Annotated in this window: 15 protein-coding genes; 8 read left to right on the top strand and 7 right to left on the bottom strand. The window is 69.6% G+C overall.

Features of this window, described 5'->3' with window-relative positions; all coding sequences use genetic code 11:
* Positions 1–3: 3 nt before the first annotated feature.
* The 7 genes from ACWEWT_RS03370 to ACWEWT_RS03400 all read left to right on the top strand — a co-directional run bounded on the left by ACWEWT_RS03370 (position 4) and on the right by ACWEWT_RS03400 (position 6,210).
* Positions 4–471: a DUF4334 domain-containing protein gene (locus ACWEWT_RS03370; protein WP_452555697.1), complete on the top strand. Its 468-nt coding sequence runs from the start codon at positions 4–6 to the stop codon at positions 469–471.
* Between the two features lie 2 nt (positions 472–473).
* The gene (locus ACWEWT_RS03375) at positions 474–1,562 is read left to right on the top strand and encodes an NAD(P)-dependent alcohol dehydrogenase (RefSeq protein ID WP_452555699.1); all 1,089 of its coding nucleotides are present in this window, start codon (positions 474–476) and stop codon (positions 1,560–1,562) included.
* A gap of 160 nt (positions 1,563–1,722) precedes the next feature.
* The gene (locus ACWEWT_RS03380) at positions 1,723–1,974 is read left to right on the top strand and encodes an acyl carrier protein (protein WP_452555701.1); all 252 of its coding nucleotides are present in this window, start codon (positions 1,723–1,725) and stop codon (positions 1,972–1,974) included.
* Between the two features lie 331 nt (positions 1,975–2,305).
* A complete protein-coding gene (locus ACWEWT_RS03385) occupies positions 2,306–2,614 on the top strand; it encodes a hypothetical protein (RefSeq protein ID WP_452555703.1) in 309 nt (102 codons plus the stop codon).
* Positions 2,615–2,748: 134 nt separating this feature from the next.
* Positions 2,749–3,210 carry a hypothetical protein gene (locus ACWEWT_RS03390; RefSeq protein WP_452555705.1) on the top strand — a complete coding sequence of 154 codons (462 nt, stop codon included), beginning with the start codon at positions 2,749–2,751 and terminating at the stop codon, positions 3,208–3,210.
* Positions 3,211–3,293: 83 nt separating this feature from the next.
* Positions 3,294–3,917 carry a DUF305 domain-containing protein gene (locus tag ACWEWT_RS03395; RefSeq protein ID WP_452555706.1) on the top strand — a complete coding sequence of 208 codons (624 nt, stop codon included), beginning with the start codon at positions 3,294–3,296 and terminating at the stop codon, positions 3,915–3,917.
* A 115-nt stretch (positions 3,918–4,032) separates the two neighbouring features.
* Positions 4,033–6,210 carry a heavy metal translocating P-type ATPase gene (locus tag ACWEWT_RS03400; protein ID WP_452555708.1) on the top strand — a complete coding sequence of 726 codons (2,178 nt, stop codon included), beginning with the start codon at positions 4,033–4,035 and terminating at the stop codon, positions 6,208–6,210.
* Position 6,211: 1 nt separating this feature from the next.
* Here the strand turns inward: ACWEWT_RS03400 and ACWEWT_RS03405 are convergent, their stop codons facing one another.
* The 6 genes from ACWEWT_RS03405 to ACWEWT_RS03430 form a co-directional block, all read right to left on the bottom strand.
* Positions 6,212–6,763 carry a TetR/AcrR family transcriptional regulator gene (locus ACWEWT_RS03405; protein WP_452555710.1) on the bottom strand — a complete coding sequence of 184 codons (552 nt, stop codon included), beginning with the start codon at positions 6,761–6,763 and terminating at the stop codon, positions 6,212–6,214.
* Positions 6,760–7,083, bottom strand: a complete 324-nt coding sequence (locus ACWEWT_RS03410) for a DMT family transporter (protein WP_058856314.1) — start codon at positions 7,081–7,083, stop codon at positions 6,760–6,762. Before ACWEWT_RS03410 ends, ACWEWT_RS03405 begins: the two co-directional genes overlap by 4 nt.
* A 322-nt stretch (positions 7,084–7,405) precedes the next feature.
* Positions 7,406–8,068, bottom strand: coding sequence for an SRPBCC family protein (locus ACWEWT_RS03415; protein WP_452555712.1), 663 nt, complete (start codon positions 8,066–8,068; stop codon positions 7,406–7,408).
* The gene (locus ACWEWT_RS03420) at positions 8,065–8,595 is read right to left on the bottom strand and encodes a (2Fe-2S)-binding protein (protein WP_452555713.1); all 531 of its coding nucleotides are present in this window, start codon (positions 8,593–8,595) and stop codon (positions 8,065–8,067) included. The genes ACWEWT_RS03415 and ACWEWT_RS03420 overlap by 4 nt, the downstream gene beginning before the upstream one ends.
* On the bottom strand, positions 8,588–9,463 hold the full coding sequence (locus ACWEWT_RS03425) for an FAD binding domain-containing protein (protein WP_452555715.1): 876 nt from the start codon (positions 9,461–9,463) through the stop codon (positions 8,588–8,590). Before ACWEWT_RS03425 ends, ACWEWT_RS03420 begins: the two co-directional genes overlap by 8 nt.
* A complete protein-coding gene (locus ACWEWT_RS03430; RefSeq protein WP_452555717.1) occupies positions 9,460–11,796 on the bottom strand; it encodes a xanthine dehydrogenase family protein molybdopterin-binding subunit in 2,337 nt (778 codons plus the stop codon). The genes ACWEWT_RS03425 and ACWEWT_RS03430 overlap by 4 nt, the downstream gene beginning before the upstream one ends.
* Before the next feature lie 276 nt (positions 11,797–12,072).
* Between ACWEWT_RS03430 and ACWEWT_RS03435 the strand changes: the two genes are divergently transcribed.
* The gene (locus tag ACWEWT_RS03435) at positions 12,073–13,248 is read left to right on the top strand and encodes an XdhC family protein (RefSeq protein WP_452557654.1); all 1,176 of its coding nucleotides are present in this window, start codon (positions 12,073–12,075) and stop codon (positions 13,246–13,248) included.
* Here the strand turns inward: ACWEWT_RS03435 and ACWEWT_RS03440 are convergent.
* A complete protein-coding gene (locus tag ACWEWT_RS03440) occupies positions 13,179–13,739 on the bottom strand; it encodes a nucleotidyltransferase family protein (protein ID WP_452555719.1) in 561 nt (186 codons plus the stop codon). The two genes, ACWEWT_RS03435 and ACWEWT_RS03440, sit on opposite strands and share 70 nt — an antisense overlap.

Consider the following 13,739-nt stretch of genomic DNA (forward strand, 5'->3'; position numbering starts at 1 on the left):
GCAATGAGCGCGGACAAACCACGGTGGCAGCAGTTGCGGGAGCAGGCCGAGGGCGTTTCGGTGACGGAACTCGACGATCTGTGGGCCCGGTTGCGGCCCGCTCGCGCCGAGGAGATCCTGGGCCAGTGGCGCGGTGACGCGTTCCAGACCGGCCATCCGCTGTGCCGGGCCCTGCCCGAGAGCCGCTGGTACGGCAAGACCTTCCATTCGCTCGGCGACGCGAAACCGCTCATCTGCCGCGCCGAGGACGGCACCCTTTTCTCCGATGTCGAACTGGGGCAGGGTGAGGCGACGCTGTGGAACATCGAGTTCCGCGGGGAAGTGACCGCCACCATGGTCTACGACGGCCGGGCCGTATTCGACCACTTCAAATGGCTCGACGACACCACTCTGATGGGCATCATGAACGGTCGCCCGGAATTGGTGCTCGCCGACGGCCAGTACTTCTACTTCCTGCTGGAACGGGCGTAGCCATGCGGACGACGGCGGTACTGTCCCGCGATCCGGCGGCACCGTTCTCGGTGGAGACGGTGGACCTCGACGAGCCACGCGACAACGAAATCCTGGTCCGCATAGTCGCCTCCGGGATCTGCCATACCGATCTGGTCAACCGGGCGCTGGGCAGACCCGACCGGCCGGTACTGCTGGGCCACGAAGGCGCCGGAGTCGTCGAATCGGTCGGTGCGGCGGTGACCTCGGTCGCGCCCGGCGACCATGTAGTGCTGACCTTCCGGCACTGCGGTACCTGCCCCAACTGCGCGTCCGGACGGCCGGCCTACTGCCGGAACTCGACCGCGCTCAACCATTTCGGCCGGCGGCCGGACAGATCCGCGCGGGTGACCGTCGACGGCCTGCCGGTGCGCGACGGTTTCTTCGGGCAGTCCAGTTTCGCGGGATACGCACTGACCACCGCGGACAATACGATAACCGTCGATCCGGCGGCCGATCCGGCCGTCGCCGCCTCGTTCGGGTGCGGCTTCCAGACCGGTGCGGGCGCGGTACTGAACGCGTTGCGGCCGGAATCCGGGGCCTGGCTGGCGATCTACGGCGCCGGCGCGGTGGGTTCGGCGGCACTGCTGGCCGCTCGTACCGTGCCCGGGGTCCGGACGATCGTGGTGGAAACCGCCGCGTCGCGGCGGGCGCTGGCCCGGGATCTGGGCGCCGACGAGGTGCTCGATCCCGCCGGGGTCGATACGATCGCCGCGATCGGTGAGATCACCGGCGGCGGCGCGACACACGCATTGGACACCACCGGGTCGCCGAAGGTCCTCGCCGACGCCTTCGCGGCGCTGGGAACCGGTGCCACGGTGGTCGCGGTCGGGCTCGGCGCCGGTGTCCCGCAGATCGATGTACGCGATCTGGTGCTGAGCGGCAGGACAGTCCGCGGCTGCCTCGAAGGCGACGCGGTACCGGCCACATTCATCCCGCATCTACTCGATCTGCACACCCGCGGTCTGCTGCCGGTGGACCGGTTGGTGACCCGCTTCCCCTACACCGAGATCGAGAAGGCACTCGCGGAACAATATGCGGGTTCGGTGATCAAACCCGTGCTCACCTGGTAAGGCGCTCGGCCGTTCGGCATCCGGACACTTTCGCGACGAAATCTGTTCGGATACAGAACATCCCGGTGTCGTATCCGGGGTCCATCCTGCACATGGCCGGGTGGACAGCGTCGTTCGCCCGGTGTGCCGGATCTCCGACAGCGCAGGAAGGTCGATCGCTGTGCCCGATACCGTGCCGATCCGGGACTATGTGGCGGAATTCCTGCGCATCCACTGCGATCTGGAATTCGACGAGATACCGGCCGACGCCACCCTCGACGACCTCGAGGTGGATTCGCTGACCGTCCTGTCGATCGTCGTGCTGGTCGAGAAGGAGTACGGGCTCGAACTGCCGCCGCGGCGGGTCGCCGCCGTGCGGACGTTCGGCGAGTTCACGGAGCTGCTGGGCGTGCGTATCGCCGCCACCTCCTGACCGGCTGCCCCGGTTCCGCGCGACGCGTCCCGGTTCCCGCTCCCGCGCCGCGGTGGCGGCCGTGTCGAGGCCCGGCTGTGACCGATCGATGACGCCGGTTCGTGGACCGGAGCCCGGGGCGCTGATCCGGATGCTGATCGAGTGCTGGCGCGCATGCCGGGGGCGTGTCGCATCGGCGACACGCCGCTTCCCACCGGCCCGACCAGATAATTTCGGTGAGTCTCCCCCCATTGTGCGCCCATTTGCGCTTCAATAACCGGTCGGGTTCGGCTTTACGGAATCGGCATTCGTCGTCACCGCATATACCGGCATCCGAGAGGGGCACGACCAGATGAGCACGATTCTCACTGCACTGCACGACGGCCTTCCCGCATTACACGACCACTACGTACTCGCCCAGCTGGGCAATCCGAGTCCGGAAGCGCCCCCGCTGTCGGACAAGATCATCCAGATGACCAGGTATCTCACCTGGTTCGTCCTGCTGTCCGGCGTCACCTCGATCGTCTTCGGCGGCGGCAAGTTCGCGTGGGAGAAGTGGAACGGTGGGGCACTGACGGCTCCCAAGCAGATCGCGGGTGCCATGGCCGGAGGCGCGGTGGCGACCAGCGCGGGCACGATCATGAACGCGATCATGGGCTGAACCACATCGAATTCTCGCGGCCGGCCGGGCCGGATCGAGGACTCGGACTCGACGTCCGCTCCATCGACCGCGCCGATCTGCGGCAGCGGTGTGCGGTGGCGGTCCGCCCGGCGGCCCGATGCTAGATTCGGGCTGTGTACTCCGGTCTCGCGAGCACGCTGGTGCGCTGGTTGCTACCGGTCGTGCTCGCGGTGGCCGTATCGGGGATGCACCACCTGCCCGCGCGAGCCGGCGGTGATACGCATCATTCGGTGTCCAGCCCCCGGTCCCTCGTATCGGCCGCGCCTGCCCCGGATGGGTGGCAGGCGCACGGCGAGGCGGCGCGGTGCTGTCCGCGGCCGCCGGCCGCGATCTCGGCGGCCCCGGGCGACGACGCCCCGGCCGGCCACGGTGCGGGCCACGAGTTGTTGCACTTGTGCCTGGCGATCCTGGTCGCGGCTCTGGCGTCGGTGCTGATCTTCGCGGCGCTGGGCCGATATCTGTTCACGACGGAGCCCACGCGCGCGGCGGTGTTCCGGCCCGGAGCGACGGCCCGGCCCCCGCCGCCTGTTCCGATATCGCGGCGCCTGGCAGTTCTGGGCGTGTTGCGGCTGTGATCGACGCCCGCCGGGTCCGGTACGTCCGGGTCGCGGCGCTGCTTCGTCGTACGCAACACACCCGAACTCCCAGGAGTACATCCATGATCAGCAAACCTGTCACCGGAACCGCCTTCGCGATCCTCGCCGCCGCCGTCGTACTGACCGGCTGTAGCGACGACAACGCGGACACGTCTCCGGCGACCGATACCGTGACCACATCGCCGGTCGCTTCCGCCACGGCGACCGCACCGGCGGCCGGTGAGCACAATCAGGCCGATATCCGCTTCGCCGAGGAGATGATCCCGCATCATCGCCAAGCGGTGGAGATGGCCGCGCTGGTGCCGTCCCACTCCAGTGATCCGGCGGTGATCGATCTGGCCGCACGGATCCAGGCGGCCCAGGACCCCGAGATCGCCACCATGTCCGGATGGCTGCAGGCATGGGGTGTCGCGACGCCCGAGGCCGGTGATCATTCCGGAATGGATCACGGAAGTATGCCGGGCATGATGACCGGCGAGGAGATGGCACAGCTCGAGGCGGCCCGGGGTCCGGAATTCGACCGGATGTGGCTCACCATGATGATCGCCCACCACGAAGGCGCGGTGCGGATGGCCGAGACCGAACTGGTCGAGGGAGTCGACCCTGACGCCGTGGCGCTCGCACAGCAGATCATCGATACGCAGCAGGCCGAGATCCAGCAGATGCAGAGCATGCTGAACGGCTGATCGAGCGGGCGGTCCGGTGTTCGCGGTGCTGCGAGCGCCGGGCCGTCATCCGGCTCCGCGTCCTCATCCGGTCCGAACGCGCCCTCTGGATACCCCGGAGGGGTATGGTCGGGGTATGGCGACCGAACACGGATCCGAGCACACCCGGTACGGGGGCGCGCCCACGTCACCGGAGGTGCCCCACGACGCCGGAGCAGATATCGCCCCGTCGCACGGAAGTGGTCACACCGGAACCCACGAGGCGTACGGCGACTCGGGTGGGCACATCGACCACGGTGGGCACGTCGACCACCTCGACCACGGCGGGCACGGTGGGCACGGTGATCACGCGGCGATATTCGGCCGGTTGTTCCGGTGGATGTCGTTGCTGGCCGTACCCGTCGTGGCCGCCGACGCGATGTTCGCCGATCTGGTCGGATACAGCGTCCCCGCCGCCCTGACCTGGGTGTCTCCGGTGCTCGGCACCGTGATGTACGTCTGGGGCGGTCGGCCGTTCCTCACCGGTGCGGTATCGGAGATCCGGACCCGGCGCCCCGGCATGATGCTGCTCATCGCGCTCGCCATCACGGTCGCTTTCCTGGCTTCGTGGGGCGCGGTGCTCGGAGCGGTTTCGCACGAACTCGATTTCTGGTGGGAACTCGCGCTGCTCATCGTGATCATGCTGCTCGGGCACTGGCTCGAGATGCGGTCGCTGGGGCAGGCGACGAGCGCGCTGGCGTCGCTGGCGGCACTGCTGCCCGATGAGGCCGAACGCGTGAACCCCACGGGTACCGCCGTTGTCCCCGCGGGAGATCTGGTCCCCGGGGATCTGGTGATCGTCCGGCCCGGCGGGCGGGTTCCCGCGGACGGGACGGTCGAATCCGGCACCGCCGATGTGGACGAGTCCATGATCACCGGTGAATCCCGCGCGGTCCGGCGGGAACCGGGCGACCGGGTGGTCGCGGGCACGGTCAGCACCGATTCCGCGCTGCGGGTGCGGATCACCGCGGTGGGAGCCGATACCGCGCTGGCCGGGATCCAGCGGCTGGTCGCCGAGGCGCAGAACTCCTCCTCGCGGGCCCAGGTGCTCGCCGACCGGGCCGCGGGCCTGCTGTTCTGGTTCGCCTCCGGAGCCGCTGTACTGACCGCGCTCACCTGGCTGCTGCTGGGGCAGCCGGAATCCGCGGTCACCCGGACGATCACGGTGCTCGTCATCGCGTGCCCGCATGCGCTCGGCCTGGCGATCCCGCTGGTGATCGCCCTCGCCACCGAGCGTGCCGCGCGGGCCGGTGTACTGATCACGGATCGGCGCGCGCTCGAGGCGATGCGTACCGTCGACGCGGTCCTCTTCGACAAGACCGGCACGCTGACCGAAGGTGCCCCCGCTGTCGTGGCGGTCACCGGAACGGCGGCATACGACGAGAACGAAGTACTGGCTCTGGCGGCCGCGGTCGAGGGCGACAGCGAGCATCCGCTCGGGCGCGCCGTCGTCGCGGCCGCCGCGCACCGGAACCTCGCGGTTCCGGAAGCCACCGATTTCACCGCCCGCAACGGCATCGGGGTCACCGCGACGGTTACCGGCGTGACCGTAGAGGTGGGCGGGCCCGGGCTGCTCGCCGAATACGGGCTCACACCGCTTCCCGGAACTGCCGGATGGGCCGGCGCGGGATCGACTGTCCTGCATATCGTCCGCGACGGCGCGGTGGTGGGCGCACTGGCCGCGGCCGACGCGGTCCGGCCCGAATCGGCGCCGGCGGTCGCGGCGCTGCACGCCCACGGTATCCACGTCGCCATGATCACCGGTGATGCCGAGCCCGTCGCCCGGTCGGTGGCCGCCGAACTCGGTATCGACGAGGTGTTCGCCGGAGTACTGCCCGCGGACAAGGGGGAGAAGGTCCGGCAACTGCAGGCGGCGGGCCGGACCGTCGCGATGGTCGGTGACGGTGTCAACGACGCTCCGGCGCTGGCCCGGGCCGATATCGGCATCGCGATCGGCGCCGGGACCGATGTGGCGATCGCGTCTGCGGGTGTCGTGCTGGCCGGTGACGATCCGCGCGCGGTGCTCTCGGTGATCGAATTATCGCGCGCGACCTATCGCAAGATGGTCCAGAATCTGGTCTGGGCAGCCGGATACAACATCGTCGCCGTTCCGCTGGCCGCCGGTGTGCTGGCCCCCTGGCATATCACCTTGCCGATGGAGGTCGGCGCGATCCTGATGTCGGTATCGACCGTGGTGGTCGCGCTCAACGCCCAGCTGCTCCGCCGGCTGGACCTGCGTCCGGACGCCGTACCGGCCGGCGGAACACGGTCGTGAGTCAGCGGGCGGTGCCGGGCGTGATCCCGGTGAGTGCGGCGATCGGTGCGATGAGGTCGGCGGTGTCCGGTGCCGACCCGGTCGTCAGTGCGTGCAGCAGGCTGCCCTCGAGGTATATCGCGATCGCCCGGGCGGCGTCCGGTCCGGTGTGCGGTGTGAGGATATCGACGAGGCCGTCGAACCAGACCCGCGCCGGCGGACGCAGTTCCGGTAGCCGGGCCGCGGCGAGACAGAGTTCGTTGACGGTGATCGGCTGACCGGGGTGCGCGAGATACTCCGCGGTGAGTCCGGCCAGGGTCGCGGGCAGATCGGCGCTGCCGTCCAGTGCCGCGGACCAGTGGGCCAGGGCCGCGCGGGTGGCGGTCGCGGTATCGGCGAGTGCGGCGGCGGTGAGGTCGGCGAGATCGGCGAAGTAGTAGGTCGTCGATCCGACCGGGACCCCGGCCTCCGCGGCCACCAGGCGATGGGTCAGGCCGGCGATCCCGTGGGCCGGGATCAGCGCACGCGCGGCATCGAGGATGCGCTGGCGGCGATGCGGGTCGCGGGGGGTCAATGCGCACCCGCGAGATTGAGGGTGACCACGCCGGCGACCACCAGGGCGACCCCCGCGATCTTGGTGGCGCTGAGCGATTCGCCGAGGAACAGCGCGCCGATGATGACGATGAGGGTGGTGCCGAGTCCGGACCAGACCGCGTAGGCGAAACCGACGTTCATCCCGCGAGCGATGGCCTGGGCGAGCAGTACGAAGGCGAGAGCGTAGGCGGACAGCGAGGCGACGGTGGGCCAGAGCCGGGTGAAACCCTCGGTGGCCTTGAGCAGGCTGGTGCCCACGATTTCGGCGACAATGGCCGCCCCGAGCAGCGCCAGCGACATAACCGATCCCTCCGTCTGTGTACTTTTGTACACCGACGACGGTACACAAGAGCCGATTTCGGTCCGGCCCCTCGGGAACGCTCCGCCGGGCCGGCCACGGGGGATACCGGTGTGGCGTTCTCGGTGCCGGAGCAGCCCGGCCCCGGCGCGCTCGGCAGTGCGGGAGCCCCTCGGCGGTCCGCCGATTTCGCGGATCGTGACCGCACCCGGTCCCGGGCTGCCTGCCACGCCGACCGCCGACCTCGGTCCGGAAACGGTGGTCGCCGAACGCCTGACCGAGCGCGAATGCCGGGTGCCGGCCGCAGCTCGCGGTACTACCGCGTCACCGGGCGGGGCGGCGCCGCCGGGTGAGCAACAGCAGCAGTACCACGACCGCCGCGCCCAGGCCGAGTATCACCTGCCGGTTGGCGGTGATGCCGGCGGCTGCCATCAGATCGATGGGTTCGGCGCCCGGGCGGGGATCGAGCCGGGTCACCGTAGCTCGGCCGCTTTCCGGCGTGGTGGTTGCGGCAGCGGTGTCCGGTTCGGCGTTTCCGGGGGCCGAAGCAGTGATCTCGGCCGCGAGATTATCGGCGAAGGTACCGATCAGGCTGCCCGCCACATCGGCGAGGGCGCCGCGGCCGAACTGGGCCGGTTTGCCGGTGATCGCCAGATCCGTATCGACGAAAACATCGGTGATGCCCTCGGATTCGACCAGCCGGCAGGTGATCACGGCCTTGGCCGTACCGTTGCCGCGCGTCTCCCGGCCGCCGCCCTCGAGTACCGCCACCCGCGCGGTCTCGTCCTGGGAGACGACCTTGATGATGCCGTTGTAGGTGAGCCCGACCGGCCCCAGTTTGACCTTGATCTTGCCGTGGAAATCGTCCCCGTCCCGGGAGGTGAGGACGGCCCCGGGGACACAGGGCGCGATCCGCTCCAGATCCAGCAGTACCGGCCAGGCATCCGCGGCGGGAACCGGGATCTGGAAAGTGTTCTCTAGTTTCATACGCGGTCCTTGGCGTCGGCACCGGCGGTGGCCTGCGGGTGCGCGGATGTTTCGGCGCTGAGAGTGGCGGCGGCGTCGCGGACGGCGCGGATGATGCCCTGGTAGCCGGTGCAGCGGCAGATGTTGCCGGACAGGGCCTCCCGGATCTCGTCGTCGCTGGGGTCGGGTGTCTCCTGGAGGAAGGCAGTCGCGGAGACGACGAAACCCGGTGTGCAGAAACCGCACTGCAGGCCGTGATGGTCCCGGAAGGACTGCTGGACGGGGGACAGGGTGCCGTCGGTATCGGCCAGTCCCTCCACCGTCGTCACCTCGGCACCGTCGGCCTGTACGGCGAAGATCAGGCACGCGCGTACCGCGGCCCCGTCCAGCAGTACCGAACAGGCGCCGCAGACCCCGTGTTCGCATCCCAGATGGGTGCCGGTGAGGCCGCAGGTCTCGCGGAGGTAGTCGGCCAGCGTGCGGCGCGGCGGAATCCGGTCCCGGCGCTTGCGCCCGTTGACGACCACCGAGATCTCGATATCAGTCATTGCTCGCCTCCTCTACCGCGCGGGTCCAGGCCCGCGCGACCATGACCGCCCCGATCCGGCGCCGGTAATCGGCGGAGCCGTGGATATCGGCCGGTACCGAATTCAGTCCCGCGGTCACCGAATTGCCGATCTCCGCGGCCGTGATCTCCGCGGCCGGGCGGCCGACCAGCTCGGTTTCGATCGCCGTGGCCCGCAGCGGGGTGGGTGCCAGGCCGATGAGCCCCAGCGCGACCCGCTCGATCCGCGAATCGGCGTCCAGCCGCACCGCGACCACGGCGCCGGCCATCGCGAAATCACCCGCGCGCCGGGCGAATTCCTCGATCGCGAAACCGGTCCGGCCCCGCCATACCGGGAAGGTGATCCCGGTGAGCAGTTCGTCGGGTTCCATGGCGGTGCTCCACATACCGGTGAAGTACTCGGCGGCCGGAATCTCCCGCGTGCCGCGCGGGGACAAGGTGTGCATCCGCGCGTCGAGGGTGAGCGCCACCGCCGGGTACTCGCCGGCGGCATCGGCGTGCGCGACGGCGCCGCCGATGGTGCCGCGATTGCGGATCTGGAAATGCCCGATCAGCGGTGTCGCCCGATGCAGCAGCGGGATATCCCGGCGGATACCGGGGTCACGGCCGACGGCGGCGTGCGTGGTACCCGCGCCGACCCATATCGTGTCGCCACGGGCTTCGATACCGCGTAACTCCTCGAGTTTGCGCAGATCGACGAGGTGATCGAAAACGGCGAGCCGCAGGGCCAGCATCGGTACCAGGCTCTGCCCGCCCGCGATGATCTTGGCTTCGTCGCCCAGGTCGGCGAGCATGGTCACGGCCTCGTCCGCGGTGGTGGGCGCGTGATACTCGAAGGCAGCGGGTTTCATGAGGTGACCTCCGAGGTGCCGCTCGCTTCGATCATCGATACGATGCGGGCGGGGGACAGGGGGAGCCGGTCGATCTCGACCCCGAACGGCGCCAGCGCGTCGGCGACGGCGTTGAGTACCGCGGGCGTCGCGCCGATGGCGCCACCTTCGCCGACACCTTTGAATCCACCCGGCCCGGTACTCGGGGTTTCGATATGGCCGAGTTCGATCTCGGGTACCTCGGTCGCGGTGGGCAGCAGATAGTCCAGGAAGGTGGTGGCGACCGGGTTGCCGTCGTCGTCGTAGGCGAGATGCTCGTAGAGCGCGCCCCCGATGCCCTGGACGGTACCGCCGTAGATCTGGCCCTCGACGACGTTCGGGTTGATCATCGGCCCGACATCCTCGCTGACGACGAACCGCAGCAGGGTGACATGGCCGGTTTCGATATCGACCTCGCAGGTGCACACATGGGTGGCGTTGGCCCAGATCATCAATTGGTCGGCGCGGTGGCGGCCGGTGGCCTCCAATCCGGGCGGCACCCCGGGTGGGAGCAATTCGGTCTGGTAGTAGGCGATCTGGGCGATCTCGGCGAGCGACAGGGATTTCTCCGAATCCGGCACCCCCGCGCGGCCGTGCGCGAACTCCACGTCCTCGACGGCGACGCCGAGTTGTTTCGCCGCGATCGCGACGATCCGGTCGCGCAGAACCTGTGCGGTCTGCCGGATCGCGCCCGCCGCCATCGATCCGGATCGGCTGCCGTTGGTACCGCCGCCCTGCGGCGCGACAGCGGTATCGCCCTGGATGGTCTGCACATCGGCGATATCGATATCGAGCGCGTCCGCGGTGAGCTGGACCGCGGTGGTCTCCAGGCTGTTACCCGCCGAACCGCCCGAGAGATAGACGTTGACCTTGCCCGTCGGCGCGATCCGGATGGTCGCCCCTTCCGTGCTCAGGAACGGGGTCGCGCCGGTGGTCGGCTCCACATAGGTGCAGGTACCGACGCCGAGATAGCGGCCTTCGGCGCGGGCGGCGGCCTGTTCGGCCCGGAAGGCGTCGTAGTCGAGGATCTGCAGGGCCTGCTCGAAGGTTTCGCGCGGTGAGGCGTCCGAGTAGGGCATGCCGTTCGGATTGGCGACCGGCATCTCGTCGTGGCTCAGCATATTCCGCCGGCGCAGCTCCACCGGGTCCAGGCCCAGCCGGCGGGCGGCGTTGTCCAGCAGTAGTTCCCGGGAGACCGATTCGAACTGCCAGGGTCCACGGTAGGCGACCCGGCCCACCGTGTTCGAGTAGTAGGAGGCGGTACTGAAACCGGATTCGGGCACCCGGTAGGGGCCGGGGAAGAGCATCCCGACCGCGATCGACGAGGTGAGCGGTGAGGGCACCGGATAGGCGCCGACGTTCTGGACGTGTTCGATGGTCGCGGCGAGGATATGTCCGTCCTCGTCGAAGGCCATGGCGACGTCACCGTGTTCGTGGCGGGCCATACCGGCCGCCATGAGGCTTTCCTGCCGGTCCTCGATCCATTTCACCGCGTACCGCACGGTGCGCGCGGCCAGCATCACGCAGGTCTCCTCGCGCTGGGGCGCCACCTTCTGCCCGAAGCCGCCGCCGGTATCGCGCACGATGACCCGGACCCGGTGTTCGTCGATGCCGAGCAGCCGGGAGCAGAAGCCGCGGACCTCGTGCGGTGACTGGGTGGAGATCCAGATCGTCATCTCGCCGGTGGGCGCGGTCCATTCCGCGACCACCCCGCGGGTTTCCAGCGGTACCGGTGCGTAGGCCTGCTGGTGGATGGTCTGGCGGACCACGTGCGGGGCCGCGTCCATGACCGCCGCCAGATCCGCCGGCGCCCGGCCGGCCAGGCCGCCGGCCGAGTTACCGGCATATTCGGCGTGGACGAGTTCGGTCGCGGCGGCGGCGGTTTCGTAGTCGACGACCGGATCGAGTGGGTCGTAGTCGACGATCACCAGTTCGGCGGCGTCCTCGGCGATATAGCGGTCGGTCGCCAGTACGAGGACGACGGGGTCGCCGACGAAACGTACTTCGCCCTCGGCCAGTGGCGGCCGGGGTACCTCGGGGAAGCCGGGAGTGTCCAGTGCGTAGGAGATCTCGCTGACCCGGGGGTTGAGCTCGGCGGCGGTGTAGACCGCGACCACGCCCTCGAGCCCGGCGGCCTCGCTCGTATCGATCGCGGTGATCCGGGCCCGGGCCAGTGGGCTGCGTACGAAGCAGGCGTGCACCATACCGGGCCGGGTGATGTCGTCGACGAAGGTTCCGGCGCCGGTCAGCAGGCGCAGATCCTCGATCCGGGGGACCCGGGCGCCGACGGCCGTCGTCTTCTCGGTGGTGCTCATCGTCGGCTCCGTCGCGTCGGGATGTGGTGTGGGGCGCTGCGCGCCGGCCTGATTCGACCCATCCGGCCGTTCCTCCGTTCGCGGGATGTCACGGGCACCGGCAACGTGGGCGCCCGGGTTCCGGCACGCCGATGCTGAGCACTTGTTTAGCACCGGCGCGCGGACAGTGTCAATACAGGATATGCCGTCTTGAAGAATTAGAATGTCGGTTTGCGGAAGTGGTATTCTCGCATGTTGTTCCTGGTTTTACGGCAGTGTTGCGGTGCGGAGGTGGAGATGCGCGATCTGGCCACGCACCTGGTCCGATGGCATGCCGAGGGGGCCTCCTACGCCCTGGCGACCGTGGTGGCGGTCCGGGGGAGCGCGCCGCTGCCGCCGGGGGCGGCAATGGCCGTCGACGCGGCGGGTGCGGTGCGCGGGAGTCTCTCGGGCGGCTGCGTCGAAGGCGCGGTGTACGAACTCTGCACGGAAGTGCTGGCCTCGGGCGCGCCCACACGACAGACCTTCGGCTACAGCGATTCCGATGCCTTCGCGGTCGGCCTGACCTGCGGCGGTGAACTCGATATCGTCGTCGAGCGGATCACGCCCGCGCACTACCCGGTGATCGAGGCCGCGCTGGACCCCGCCGAACCGGTGGCGCTGGTCCGCGATCTCACCACCGGTGCGATGGTGGCGGTGACGCCCCGGGCGGTGATCACGGCCGGTGGGTCCTGGCCGGACGAGGTGCTGGAGCGTTCGCGTGACCTGCTCCACCAGGGGGTGAGCGCGCTGCAGGTGATCGGTTGCGGTGCTTCGGCGCGCGAGATCTTCGTCGCCGTATTCGCCGCGCCCCCACGCATGATCGTCTTCGGCGCGAATGCCTTCGCGGCCGCACTCTGCCGGGTCGGCAAACTGCTGGGGTATCACGTCACGGTCTGCGAGGCCCGGGCGACTTTCGCGGACCGGATGCGGCTGCCGGAGGCCGACGAGGTGGTGACCGACTGGCCCGACCGCTATCTCCGCGACACCGCGCTGGACGCGCGGACCGTCCTGTGTGTCCTCACCCACGATCCGAAATTCGATATCCCGATACTGGTCGAAGCGCTGCGGCGGCCGGTCGCCTATATCGGCGCCATGGGATCGCGCCGCGCGGACGCCGAACGACGGGCGCGGCTGCGCGAATCGGGGCTCTCCGAGGAGCAATTGGTCCGGTTGCGTTCCCCGATCGGGCTGCAACTGGGTGGCCGGACACCGGAGGAGACCGCGGTGGCCATCGGCGCGGAGATCGTCGCGCTACGGCACGGCGGGTCAGCGCATCCCTTGTCGGCCACCCAGCGGCCGATCCACGCCACCGTGCCGGGATCCGGGGACTCCGGGCCCGCGGAATCGGTGCGCGCCGCTGATCACCGCATCAGGTCCTGCGGGGTGTCGACATCCTCGGGCGAACCCGTCCCGTCGCACGGCACCCGCTGAACCAGTCCGGGATTGGCGGCCAGGAACTTCCGGGCGCCGATATCGCCGACCGCCCGGGCGGCCACCGCCGGGAAGTACTCGGCGCCGAGCAGTACCGGATGGCCGGGGCGGCCGGCGTAGGTGGCGACGGCCAGGCGCGCGCCGCAGGCGCGGAGCCGGTGGACCGCATCGGCGCCCAGCCAGGGCATATCGACCGGGACGACAACCGCCGCGCTGCCGTGGATCGCCGCCAGGCCGGTGGTCAGCGAGGAGCCCATACCGGTCGCCCAGTGCGGGTTGTGCACCACGGTGGCTCCGGGCACTCGCAGTTCCACCGCGCCGGATACCACGAGCACCCGGTCACATCCGCCGTCGTTCAGCAGCCGCACGGCCCGATCGACCAGCCGTTCACCCTCGAACAGGACCTCTGCCTTGGGTTTTCCGAATCGGCGCCCGGCGCCCGCGGCGAGTACCAGCCCGGTCGCCTCCGTCGGCGCCGTCAGTGGATCCAT

The sequence above is a fragment of the Nocardia sp. NPDC003963 genome (assembly GCF_053605105.1).

Excerpts from the sequence above, each read along its gene's own strand:
- ACWEWT_RS03370 (WP_452555697.1), top strand. The coding sequence starts at position 4 with ATGAGCGCGGACAAACCACGGTGGCAGCAGTTGCGGGAGCAGGCCGAG.
- ACWEWT_RS03440 (WP_452555719.1), bottom strand. The coding sequence starts at position 13,739 with ATGGATCCACTGACGGCGCCGACGGAGGCGACCGGGCTGGTACTCGCC.
- ACWEWT_RS03430 (WP_452555717.1), bottom strand. The coding sequence starts at position 11,796 with ATGAGCACCACCGAGAAGACGACGGCCGTCGGCGCCCGGGTCCCCCGG.
- ACWEWT_RS03435 (WP_452557654.1), top strand. The coding sequence starts at position 12,073 with ATGCGCGATCTGGCCACGCACCTGGTCCGATGGCATGCCGAGGGGGCC.
- ACWEWT_RS03415 (WP_452555712.1), bottom strand. The coding sequence starts at position 8,068 with ATGAAACTAGAGAACACTTTCCAGATCCCGGTTCCCGCCGCGGATGCC.
- ACWEWT_RS03425 (WP_452555715.1), bottom strand. The coding sequence starts at position 9,463 with ATGAAACCCGCTGCCTTCGAGTATCACGCGCCCACCACCGCGGACGAG.
- ACWEWT_RS03385 (WP_452555703.1), top strand. The coding sequence starts at position 2,306 with ATGAGCACGATTCTCACTGCACTGCACGACGGCCTTCCCGCATTACAC.
- ACWEWT_RS03420 (WP_452555713.1), bottom strand. The coding sequence starts at position 8,595 with ATGACTGATATCGAGATCTCGGTGGTCGTCAACGGGCGCAAGCGCCGG.
- ACWEWT_RS03395 (WP_452555706.1), top strand. The coding sequence starts at position 3,294 with ATGATCAGCAAACCTGTCACCGGAACCGCCTTCGCGATCCTCGCCGCC.
- ACWEWT_RS03400 (WP_452555708.1), top strand. The coding sequence starts at position 4,033 with ATGGCGACCGAACACGGATCCGAGCACACCCGGTACGGGGGCGCGCCC.
- ACWEWT_RS03375 (WP_452555699.1), top strand. The coding sequence starts at position 474 with ATGCGGACGACGGCGGTACTGTCCCGCGATCCGGCGGCACCGTTCTCG.
- ACWEWT_RS03410 (WP_058856314.1), bottom strand. The coding sequence starts at position 7,083 with ATGTCGCTGGCGCTGCTCGGGGCGGCCATTGTCGCCGAAATCGTGGGC.